Consider the following 10,905-nt stretch of genomic DNA (forward strand, 5'->3'; position numbering starts at 1 on the left):
AAACCTGTTAAGATGTGGATAACGCTGCGCGTTACCCACATCTTAACAGGACAAACAAACAACAATAATGTACTATCTTTATTTATTAAAAATCAGTCAACTTTTTTTAGGACAAGTCAACGCTACAAATTTCCAGTTAAAATGATTGTAAACCGTTATATGCCATTTACCACGCGCCCCGCTACCTTTGCTGATATCCCTGCGCTAAATGAAATGATCGCACTATCTGTCCGTGGCTTAAGCACCGCTTATTATATCCCCGGCCAGATAGAAAGCGCCATCAAATATGTTTTTGGGGTGGATACGCAGTTGGTTACCGACGGTACCTACTTTATCGCTGAATTGGACGGAACGATAGTGGGCTGCGGCGGATGGAGCAAGCGCAATACCCTGTACGGCGGCGACCAGCATAAAGAAATAGAAGACCCTTTACTTGATCCAAAAACAGACGCATCCCGCATCCGCGCATTTTTTGTGCACCCGGATCATGCCCGGCAGGGGATAGGCACGCTGATCATCAACGTTTGCGAAGCCGCTGCAAAAGAAAATGGCTTTGCCAGTTTTGAATTGGGCGCAACTTTACCGGGTGTGCCGCTCTATACCGTAATGGGGTATGAGGCTATTAAAAGGATCGATGCCCCATTACCTGATGGCGAGGTTTTGGGCATCGTAAAGATGCGGAAACCGGCTTAATTTTAAATCGGGTATCCATATCCGTTTCCGGGAAACTATATTTACAAAAAATTAAAACGATGATCAAACACAATACCTATTTTGAAGGCAACGTGCAAAGCCTGGGTTTAGAAACTGAAAAAGGCTATGCCACCGTTGGCGTAATGCAGGCGGGCACTTACCAGTTCGGCGCAACCGCAAAAGAAACGATTAAGATCATATCAGGCGTTTTCGGCACCAGGTTACCCGGAAAAGATTGGGTTAAAACCGGGGTTGACGAGGTATTGCATATCCCGGCGGATACCAAATTCGACGTATTGTGCGAAAGTGATGTCGCCTATATCTGCTATTACGGATAGTACAGCGCATTTTTTAATGTTTATTTAGGTTGATAATTTATGCCCTTGGGAAAAAAACAGCTTTCTGATTTAAAGATCGGCATTATCGGGGCTGGTCACCTGGGGCTGACGATGGTGCAGGTTTTTTTTAAGTCCTTTTTGTCGCCAGATAATCTGCTGATTGCTTACAAGGGAAACGCTAATACTGAAAGGATAATTGCCGATCTGGGGCTGACCGATAGCGTAGTACCGGTTGAAGAACTATGTACGGCTGCGGATATTGTATTTATATTCATCCGTCCCCAAAGCTTTATTGATTTTAAAATAACAACAATCGGCGCGGATACCTTATTTGTATCGGGGATGGCGGGTGTCCCCTTAACCAGCCTGGAGGAGGTTTTTGGTGAAAACGTATGCCGGATCATGACCAGCGGGCCGGATACCATCCGCCAAAACAAAGCCATGGCTGCTATTTACCCGTTTAATGAAACAGTGAACCGGATCATTACAGCAAGCGGATTTGAGCCAACGATTTTAAACGAAGAGCAGGAAATGCATTATTTTACCGTGGGGTTTTGTTTGCCTGCGGCGCTTGTCCTGGCTAAAAAGCTGGGGATAGACGTTGAAATTACTCCAATCGATATTAAACCCGCTTATGCTATTATCCGGCACATTTACGTATGGGCAAAAGGCGTCGTCCCTGAATTTTCATCAGACAAGGAAGCGGACGATTATGTGCATAAAATGGCCACTCCCGGCGGAATTACTGAGGCGATACTAATCAACCTTGAAAAAAGCAAGGATTTATTGCAGGCAGTAGAAGCTGGGGTAGAGAGAAGTATGGCTATTTCGGATGGGTTTGTTAGTTGATAAAGGCTGGTATAATTCCCCTATACCAATCTTATAATCCTAAAAATCTTACGAACGGCGAAGCCATCTTGAGTTTCGTTAAAAATAAATTACTAACTAAAAATCTTAGTTCAGACAATAAACAAAGCAAGAACCGGGTTTTATCCCGTATTGCGCACAAGTACATTTGTGCTGTTAAATAATCAGATCATGAGCACACAGGAAATCATCAATTACGGGCGCGTAGCGGAAGCGATAAATTATATCAAACAAAATTTTAAAGAGCAACCCAACCTGGATGAAGTTGCGGAAAAGGTAAACCTAAGCCCTTTCCATTTTCAGCGTTTGTTTACCGACTGGGCCGGTATCAGCCCCAAAAAATTCCTTCAGTATTTAAGCCTGGATTATGCCAAAGGCATCTTAAAAAACGACCAGGCCACCTTATTTGATACTGCTTTTGAAACGGGCCTGTCCGGTACCGGCCGCCTGCATGACCTGTTCATCAATATGGAGGGCATGACCCCCGCTGAATATAAAAACGGCGGCAAATCGCTGCACATCAATTACAGCTTTGCCGAAAGTCCGTTTGGCAATATCATCGTTGCCTCAACCCCTAAAGGTATTTGCTATATGGCATTTGCAGATGACAGGGACGGGGCTTTTAATCAATTGCAGGCACAATTCCCTAATGCCGGCTACAGCCAAATGGTTGACGCCGCCCAGCAGGATGCATTGTTCATTTTTAAAAATGACTGGTCGCATTTATCCAATATCAAACTGCATTTAAAAGGCACCAATTTTCAGTTGAAAGTTTGGGAAGCTTTATTGAATATCCCGGTTGGTGGTTTAACTACCTATGCATCCGTAGCAAAAGCCATTAAACAGCCGACAGCAAGCAGGGCAGTTGGCAGCGCGGTAGGAGATAACCCGGTGGCGTTTTTGATCCCCTGCCACAGGGTTATCAAATCAACCGGCGAGTTTGGGCAATATCATTGGGGTGCTACCCGCAAATCGGCCATTATTGGCTGGGAAGCGGCGCAGTTGAGTTTGGTAGGTTGAGTTGATTAGGGTGATTATTTATTTTTTGAATAGTAAATATGGATTTAAAAGAAAGAATTGACAGTTTGGATTGGAGCCGTCTAGTAGAAGGAATGAATGAAAAAGGCTTCGCCTCGGCAGCCAATATTTTAACGGGTGCGGAGTGTGATGAACTTGTTGATCAATATAGCGATGATAACTTGTACCGAAAAACGATTATTATGGAGCATCATGGTTATGGCTTAGGGGAATACAAATATTACCAATATCCACTGCCCGGCATCGTACAACAGTTACGGGATAGTGTTTATCCCAAACTGGCCCCAATTGCCAATAACTGGATGCGGGTTTTAAATATAGACAAGCAATTCCCCGGCAACTTGCCTGGATTATTGGAACACTGCCATGTCAACGGTCAGCTAAGGCCTACGCCGCTCATATTGCGGTACAGCAAGGGTGGTTATAATGCCTTGCACCAGGACCTTTATGGCGATATGTATTTCCCGATGCAACTGGTTCTGTTTTTAAATGAGCCGGGAGAAGATTACGAAGGCGGCGAATTTGTACTGGTTGAGCAAAGGCCAAGGGCTCAATCAAAGGCGATCGTGCTAAAACCGCAGAAGGGTGATATGCTGCTGTTTACTGCCAATTTCAGGCCGGTAAAAGGGAGCAAAGGCTACTACCGGGTAAATATGAAACATGGCGTAAGTGAACTTACGGCTGGCACCCGTCATACCCTGGGTATTATTTTTCATGATGCGGCATGATCAGGCATACTTCTTTAGGCGATATGGCGTTTAAACGCAGCAGGAATTTAAAAATACTACTTGATAAAAAGGAATTAACCTTTGCCGGAAACGCCAATCTAAAAATATATGGTATCTTGAATTGCTCATCCGGTAAAAGGATGAAGCCAGAGAACCGGATTTTCTTTAGCTCGGAAACAGAAGCAATTGAAATGGGATACCGGCCATGCGGGCGTTGTCTGGTTTTTGCTTATAAAAATTGGTTGCAACTAAAAAAATGCTAAAAAGGTATTTAATATTCGTATTTCTTTGCTTTGCCGGACTGCTTGCGCATGCGCAAGTACTTTCTGCTGACTCTGTTTACAGCAAATACCTTGATTTTAATTTGGCGCGGTTTCAGGGCGAACGGGATAAGGTTTTGGAGCTGGGAGAGGCCATTATTCCTTATGCTGACAAACTGCCGGAAAAAACAAGGATCAATTTTTATTTCGGGGCAGGTAAAATGTACGAAGATGATAGCCAGCCGGATAAGGCAATCGTTTTTTATGTTAAGGTAGCGGCAGCAGTGCCCGATTATTACGTGGCGCACCGGGCGCTGGGTTATTTATATTTGGATAAAGCAAAGAAGATTGAAGCAAGAATGAACGATGCAAATGATAAGGCGGCAAAGGATAGTTTGTTTGCAGCATATGTAAAGGCGGTACAAATGGCTTTGCCGCACCTGGAAAAGGCCCAGGCCTGCGACCCAAGTGATGACACCCTCAATATCATTAAAGACCTTTATACAAAGAGCCATAACACCCCCGGCCTCTATTCGTTAAATAACCGGCTTAAACAGTTAAGTAAGGATTGTATGGATGTTTTGAGCGACAATTAAACAATTTTGTTTTATTTTGGCGCTGGAATGAAAGTCAGTAAAGTTGTAACAAAAATTGTTCTCAGGGTATTTGTCATCCTGTTGGTTGCGGCCATGGTACCGTTATTCCAGGGCGACCAAGCTAAATTGCAGCATATTTATTTAACCTTTCATTATTCCTGGCAACTGGTATTCCCTGCAATTATCATCATTTCTTTCCTTTTTCTGCTAATCACCTGCGGCCTCAAAAAATTTAATGAACCCGAAATGAACTGGCTGCTGGTAGTGAATACCGTCGTGCTGCTGGCCTATGTCATCGCCATTTCAATTAAGGTGATGCAGATTGTTGGGTGAGTTTTAGGTTAAAGGCTAATGGCGAAAGGTAAAAGGTAAAAGGTTTTTATGATATGGTGGCATCTGGTCGAAAATTGCAATATTTTGTACCTTTTGCCTTTAACCTTTCGCCTTTCACCTGAAAAATCAGGTTTTATCTTCTGTAACAGCATTCATTTTTTTAGTGGCCGATTTGCTTTCTTCCTGCCCGCTGCCTAATAAATAGCCCCATGGTTTCAGGCTGTCAACCCTGTCGAAGATGATCTTAGTGATGGCCAGCATGGGTATGGAGAGGAACATACCGGATAAACCCCAGATCATTTCGCCTATAATAATCCCCAGGAAGGTAACCAGTGCATTCAGTTTTACCTTTGATCCGACAATGGTTGGCAATAAAAAATTTGAATCCACTACGTGTATAAGCAGTACACTTCCCGCTACCAATGCAGCGTCCCTTACACTGCCCGTGGCAAATGTTATTATCGAACTGAGCAGCAAAGCTGTAAAAATGCCCAGGTATGGGATAACGTTGAAAAGCGCTACAATAATGCCAAGCAATACGGCATATTTAATACCGATAAAAAAGAAAAACGTGCAGGCGAGGCAAGCCACTACAAACATCTCAAGCAATAATCCAAGGATATATTGCCTTAAAATGCTCTGGATATTTCCAACAATATCATGCACCACTTCAGTATGGTCATCGCTGAAAACCCATACAATAAAGCGGATAAGCAGGGAGCGGTATAACAAAATTAAAAAAGTGAAAATCAGGATAAAAACATAAAATAGCATGAGAGACGATACCGCGTCAAAAGTTTGGCCTACCACTTCGCCGCCTGACGCCATAATCTTTTTTGTGGTATCCTCAACATATACCATTTGTTTGGATGCGTTGATATGGAAAGCCTGTTGCACCCATTCAGAAAGATCTTTTACGGATTGGCCTACCTGGCTCCTTAACATCGGCCAGTCACTGGCAAGGCTCCCTATTTGCGAACCTACTACGTAAAGTATACATCCAATGAAAACCAAAAGTGCGATAATAGAAAACAGGGAAGACAAAGTCCGCGAAAACCGTAGCCGTTTTTCAAAAAAGGTGGCTATAGGCAATAACAAAATGGCAAACAGAAAGCCGAAAATTAAAGGGTCGAGAATTTCTTTGGCAAGGATGACCAGGTAACCAAGGGCGATAAGGCCGATAAGTACCAAAGAAAGTTTTTCGTAAAAAGGATGTTCTGCTTTTTTCGACGGCATAAAAATTAAGGGGTTTAAATATAATGATCAGTGAACACCAGATTGATTTAATAGTTTGAAGATAAGAATAATCGGGTAAAATCGCTTTTTTATTAAAAAACCGTAGGGTCGCTGTATTTTGTGTGTCTAACTATCATGTTTACTCGTAAAAGCATCCAAAATATCCATCAATGTTACGGCTTCATCAATAGAGCAGGGATTTGGCCCCTCATCTTTAAAAAAAGCAACTATTTTTTCAATCATGGGTTGCTGAATGTGTTCAGGATGCGTAAAGTGTAAAGTTTGTTCATCATCATCGGTTTTCCAGCTGATGTAATTACCAAAAAACGGGAACGTTATTTTCCCTTTAGTGCCGATCATTTCGCACGTATCCGTTGTTTGGCTGTCAGCAACATTAAAACACCAGGAACCATTTACCACAACTTTATTTTTAAATAATATCTCTCCGCAAACGTGGTCGTCAGCCGGTGTAGCATTTGATTGGTTTAACGAAAAGCCGTGGTAACGGTCAGGTTCGCCAAAATAATAAAGCATCAAATCCAACTGGTGGGGGGCAAGGTCATGAAAGTAACCACCGCCGGATAATTCCGGCTGCACCCGCCAGTTATCGGCAACGTCAGCAACCAGCGCCGGTTTACGGCTTTGCCACATCCTGATCTGTACGGTGCGCACTTTGCCTATCAATTCGCTGTCAAGTAATTGTTTTACTTTCAAAAACATGGGCACTGCGCGGCGGTAATGCGCAACGGTAAGCTTTTGGTTTGGATGTTGTTTTACCGCTTCGGCAATTTGCCGGGCTTCGGTTGCATTGCGTGTTACCGGCTTTTCTACATAAACGTTAAATCCCTTTTTCAAAGCAGTTATAGCGTAATCCATATGCGATGCCGGTGGCGTCGCAATGTAAATGGCATTCAAACCTTCCTGGTTCATCAGGTCATTGGCATCGCTGTACCAGTTGAGTACACCGTGCCGCAGGGCATAGTCGGCCGCTTTTTCGGCATCACGGCGCATTACTGCGGCAAGTGTACTGCCGGCAATTTTATTAAACGCGGGTCCGCTTTTTTTTTCGGTTACGTTGCCGCAGCCTATTATTCCCCAGTTGATTGTTTTCATCATTATATTGGTGGGGGTCATGCTGAGGCGCTCGAAGCATGCGGGCAAAGGCCTTTACGCGCGCCCTTCCCTTCGATAAACTCAGGGCAGGCTCACCTCAGAGTGACACCCGTTATTTCAAAATGCTTTCAATTTGTGTCAATTCTTCAATCGTAAACTCAATATTATCCAAACATTTCAACGAATCGGTGATTTGTTCGGGTTTGCTGGCGCCTATCAGCACCGAAGTTATACGCTTATCTTTCAATATCCAGGCCAATGACATTTGGGCTAGCGTTTGCCCGCGTTTTACAGCAATCCCGTTTAACTTTGAGATCTGGCTGATGCGTTCATCCGTTACATGACTTTTTTGTAAAAATACACCCGATTTGGCAACTCTTGAATCCTGAGGAATACCATGCAGGTATTTATTTGTAAGGAGGCCCTGTGCCAATGGCGAAAAAGGGATGCACCCTACGCCATCTTTTTCCAGCACATCAAGTAAACCACCTTCTACCCAGCGCTCAAACATTGAATATTTTGGTTGATGGATCAAACAGGGCGTACCTAGTTTTTTTAATATCGAAATAGCTTCGCCAGCTTTATCCGCAGGGTAATTGGAAATTCCCGCATAAAGGGCCTTTCCCTGCCGTACGATCAGATCAAGGGCGCCCATGGTCTCTTCCAGCGGGGTTTCCGGATCGGGGCGGTGATGGTAAAATATATCAACATATTCCAGCCGCATCCTTTTCAAACTTTGGTCAAGGCTGGATACTAAATATTTTTTGGAACCCCAATCCCCGTAGGGGCCATCCCACATCGTATAGCCGGCCTTGCTGGATATGATCATCTCATCCCGGTATGCACTAAAATCCTCATGTAAGATCTGCCCGAAATTCGTTTCGGCCGAACCCGGTGGCGGTCCGTAGTTGTTGGCCAGGTCGAAATGGGTGATACCGCTATCAAAAGCGGTATGCAGGATCTTGCGGAAATTTTCGGCAGCATCCACACCGCCGAAATTGTGCCATAAACCCAACGAAACCGCAGGCAGTTTCAGTCCGCTTTTTCCGCAGCGGCGGTATTGCATGTTTTTGTATCTCTCAGTTGATGGAAGGTATGTCATAAATAGGGAATCTGCCGGTTTTGACGGCATGTAAAAATAGAATTTTATACAGATAAGAGGGCAAATACTTTGTGAAAAAGGTGATATTTACGACATCGATTCGACAGCATTAATCAGCATCTGCTCTTTGGCCCAGTCCCGTAACAGTGATAAAAAAGGCAACAACTCCTTACGCGAATCGGTTAAAGTATATTCAACCTTTGGCGGCACTTCTACATAAACTTTCCGGCTGATGAGGCCATCGTCTTCCAGCTCACGCAAAACCTGGGTTAGCATTTTTGCAGTAATGCCGGTTACTGTTTTCCGCAGCTCTCCGTATCGCAAAACACCGCCGCGCAAACGCCACAGCACACGCCCTTTGTATTTGCCACCGATGCGCTGGAAAGCGTAATCAATTCCGCATTTGGCTGATGGCCTTTTCGTTATTTTACTCATCGTATAAAAATAATTCGCCTGATTAACAGATGGGTAACTTTTTAGTATGCAGGTTACTTTTTTGTGCCTACTTGACAAATGTATATATCAGCAGCTACTTTTGATGCATGAAAAAAACTTTGATCCTTCTTTTTTTCCTTTTCTGGGGATGTGTGGCTATCGCGCAAAGTAGTGAAACCAATAAAACTGGCGGCAGTAGTATCGCCGGAACATACACATTGGTACTTGTTGATAATATATTAGCCGATGGCAGCAGGGTGCATCTCTACGGCGATAATCCGCATGGCCTGCTTGTGTTTGACGATAGAGGAAATTATACCTTACAAATAATGAGCGACAGCCGGCCGAAATTTGCAGCAGGTGATAAAAGTAAAGGTACCGATGAGGAGAACAGGGCCGCGGTAATAGGCTGCAACACTCATTTTGGCACTTATACGATTGATGGAACCACGCATACCATTACCTTTAATATTTTGCATGCCTCTTTCCCGAACTGGGAGGGGACGCAACAAAAGCGCCCCTTTACTTTGATAGGAGGTGTTTTTAAATATACTGTACCCACACCAACAACAGGCAGTGCGGTAACAGGAGAGGTTGTTTGGAAGAAGGTGGAATGATTACACTACTTCCGCCACCACAAAAGTGCTGCCCCCTACAAAAACCAAGTCGTTTTTACCAGCATTTTGTTGGGCCGCATGCAGCGCATCATTTACTGATAGGTAAACCTCACCCTTCAATCCAAAGCTTTCTGCCTGCAGTTTTAAGTTTTCGGCATCTAATCCACGGGGTATATCGGGTTTGCAAAAGTAATAGGTTGCAATAGCTGGAAGTTTGTCCAATATTTTGCTGAGGTCTTTATCGTTCAACACCCCGATTACAAAATGAAGATGGTCATATTTTACTGCCGCAATATTTTGCAATACTTCGTTTATTCCTTCGGGGTTATGCCCGGTATCGCAAATGGTTAATGGGTTTTTGCTTAAAACTTCCCAGCGGCCGTGTAAACCTGTTAAAGTTTTCACCTGTCTTAAGCCTGTAAAAATATGTTCGTCGCTAATTATAAAACCCTGCCGGCAAAGTTCTTTAACAGCGTACAAAACTGTTTTAACATTTTTAAGCTGATAACTTCCTGTTAAATCAAGGCGTAAGTCTAAAGTCTTGAGTCTTGAGTCACGAGGGAAAGTAACAGTTACATCCAGGTATTCATTTGTTTTTTCGTCTTGATTCCTGGTTCCTGATTCTTGGTTCTCAGCAATAATCATCTCCGAAGCAAACAAAATCCCGCTGTTTTCTTTTTTTGCTTTTGTGATAAAAACCTCCGCTACTTCCGGCTGGTATTCACCAATGATCACCGGGATATCCGGCTTGATGATCCCTGCTTTTTCGGCCGCGATCAATGGCAGGGTATCACCCAAAATATTCATATGGTCCCAGCCGATATTGGTGATGACGGATAGGAGCGGGGTGACAATATTGGTGGAATCCAGCCTTCCGCCCAGTCCGACTTCAATGATGGCAATATCAACTTTTTCGCGGGCAAAATAATCAAAAGCAAGGCCGACGGTCATTTCAAAAAAAGAAGGGCGGATCTCTTCAAAATCCGGCTGATGCTGGGCCACAAAATCAATGACCTCCTGCTCGCTGATCATCTGCCCGTTGATCCGGATCCTTTCCCTGAAATCTTTCAGGTGAGGCGATGTGTATAACCCTGTTTTATATCCTGCAGTCTGCAAAATAGCGGCCAGCATATGAGAGGTTGAACCCTTGCCATTGGTGCCACCGATATGAACGCTTTTGAATTGATGCTGTGGATCATCCAGGCGTCGGCAAAGTTCAATAGTGTTATCCAAATTAGCCTTATAAGCAGACGCACCAACACGCGTAAATAATGGTAGCTGGCTGTATAGGTATTGGACGGTTTCTTTATAGTTCATGGATCATAGTTCATGGTTCATTGTGCCTGGCGTTGGCATAGTGACCATAAACAGCCGTAAATTTAGTTTAATCTTTTTTTAATAGAAGCAATAGAGGACAAATGGGCAGGGAAATCGCTTTTAAAAACCAATAGCTAACAGGAGGCACCTACGGAGCCATCAGCTGATCTATTTATGCTATAAACAGGCAACTCCTCCGGAGTCATAGACAGAAGGTCGCAATAGTTCCAGC

The 10,905-nt window shown here is 43.9% G+C and carries 14 protein-coding genes; 9 read left to right on the forward strand and 5 right to left on the reverse strand.

Going from position 1 to position 10,905, the window contains the following annotated elements; genetic code table 11:
* The 8 genes from QZY09_RS20330 to QZY09_RS20365 all read left to right on the forward strand — a co-directional run.
* On the forward strand, positions 1 to 693 hold a 693-nt coding region (locus QZY09_RS20330), incomplete at its 5' end, for a GNAT family N-acetyltransferase (RefSeq protein WP_295675454.1).
* A gap of 59 nt (positions 694 to 752) precedes the next feature.
* A complete protein-coding gene (locus QZY09_RS20335; protein ID WP_096354505.1) occupies positions 753 to 1,031 on the forward strand; it encodes a pyrimidine/purine nucleoside phosphorylase in 279 nt (92 codons plus the stop codon).
* Between the two features lie 39 nt (positions 1,032 to 1,070).
* Positions 1,071 to 1,880, forward strand: coding sequence for an NAD(P)-binding domain-containing protein (locus QZY09_RS20340; RefSeq protein ID WP_295675457.1), 810 nt, complete (start codon positions 1,071 to 1,073; stop codon positions 1,878 to 1,880).
* 189 nt (positions 1,881 to 2,069) lie between these two features.
* Entirely contained in the window at positions 2,070 to 2,918 is an 849-nt protein-coding gene (locus tag QZY09_RS20345) for a methylated-DNA--[protein]-cysteine S-methyltransferase (protein WP_295675459.1), read from the forward strand.
* A gap of 38 nt (positions 2,919 to 2,956) precedes the next feature.
* A complete protein-coding gene (locus QZY09_RS20350; protein WP_295675462.1) occupies positions 2,957 to 3,664 on the forward strand; it encodes a 2OG-Fe(II) oxygenase in 708 nt (235 codons plus the stop codon).
* A 23-nt stretch (positions 3,665 to 3,687) separates the two neighbouring features.
* Entirely contained in the window at positions 3,688 to 3,927 is a 240-nt protein-coding gene (locus tag QZY09_RS20355; protein ID WP_295675479.1) for an Ada metal-binding domain-containing protein, read from the forward strand.
* Positions 3,921 to 4,520 (forward strand): hypothetical protein, encoded by a 600-nt coding sequence (locus tag QZY09_RS20360; protein ID WP_295675464.1) that lies wholly within the window; start codon positions 3,921 to 3,923, stop codon positions 4,518 to 4,520. Before QZY09_RS20355 ends, QZY09_RS20360 begins: the two co-directional genes overlap by 7 nt.
* A gap of 27 nt (positions 4,521 to 4,547) precedes the next feature.
* Complete coding sequence (locus QZY09_RS20365; protein ID WP_295675466.1) at positions 4,548 to 4,853, forward strand: hypothetical protein; 306 nt, start codon at positions 4,548 to 4,550, stop codon at positions 4,851 to 4,853.
* 126 nt (positions 4,854 to 4,979) lie between these two features.
* On the opposite strand, the gene QZY09_RS20370 is transcribed toward QZY09_RS20365, so the two are convergent.
* The 4 genes from QZY09_RS20370 to QZY09_RS20385 form a co-directional block, all read right to left on the reverse strand.
* Positions 4,980 to 6,089: an AI-2E family transporter gene (locus QZY09_RS20370; RefSeq protein WP_295675468.1), complete on the reverse strand. Its 1,110-nt coding sequence runs from the start codon at positions 6,087 to 6,089 to the stop codon at positions 4,980 to 4,982.
* A 126-nt stretch (positions 6,090 to 6,215) separates the two neighbouring features.
* On the reverse strand, positions 6,216 to 7,205 hold the full coding sequence (locus QZY09_RS20375) for a Gfo/Idh/MocA family oxidoreductase (RefSeq protein ID WP_295675471.1): 990 nt from the start codon (positions 7,203 to 7,205) through the stop codon (positions 6,216 to 6,218).
* A 109-nt stretch (positions 7,206 to 7,314) separates the two neighbouring features.
* Positions 7,315 to 8,304, reverse strand: a complete 990-nt coding sequence (mgrA, locus tag QZY09_RS20380; RefSeq protein WP_295675472.1) for an L-glyceraldehyde 3-phosphate reductase — start codon at positions 8,302 to 8,304, stop codon at positions 7,315 to 7,317.
* Positions 8,305 to 8,391: 87 nt separating this feature from the next.
* Positions 8,392 to 8,739: a helix-turn-helix domain-containing protein gene (locus tag QZY09_RS20385; protein ID WP_295675475.1), complete on the reverse strand. Its 348-nt coding sequence runs from the start codon at positions 8,737 to 8,739 to the stop codon at positions 8,392 to 8,394.
* A gap of 107 nt (positions 8,740 to 8,846) precedes the next feature.
* On the opposite strand from QZY09_RS20385, the gene QZY09_RS20390 reads away from it, so the two are divergent.
* Positions 8,847 to 9,356 carry a lipocalin-like domain-containing protein gene (locus tag QZY09_RS20390; RefSeq protein ID WP_295675477.1) on the forward strand — a complete coding sequence of 170 codons (510 nt, stop codon included), beginning with the start codon at positions 8,847 to 8,849 and terminating at the stop codon, positions 9,354 to 9,356.
* Here QZY09_RS20390 and QZY09_RS20395 read toward each other — a convergent pair whose 3' ends face one another.
* Positions 9,357 to 10,673 carry a folylpolyglutamate synthase/dihydrofolate synthase family protein gene (locus QZY09_RS20395; protein WP_295675478.1) on the reverse strand — a complete coding sequence of 439 codons (1,317 nt, stop codon included), beginning with the start codon at positions 10,671 to 10,673 and terminating at the stop codon, positions 9,357 to 9,359.
* Positions 10,674 to 10,905 lie beyond the last annotated feature (232 nt).

Source organism: uncultured Mucilaginibacter sp. (assembly GCF_903913935.1).
Classification (GTDB): domain Bacteria; phylum Bacteroidota; class Bacteroidia; order Sphingobacteriales; family Sphingobacteriaceae; genus Mucilaginibacter.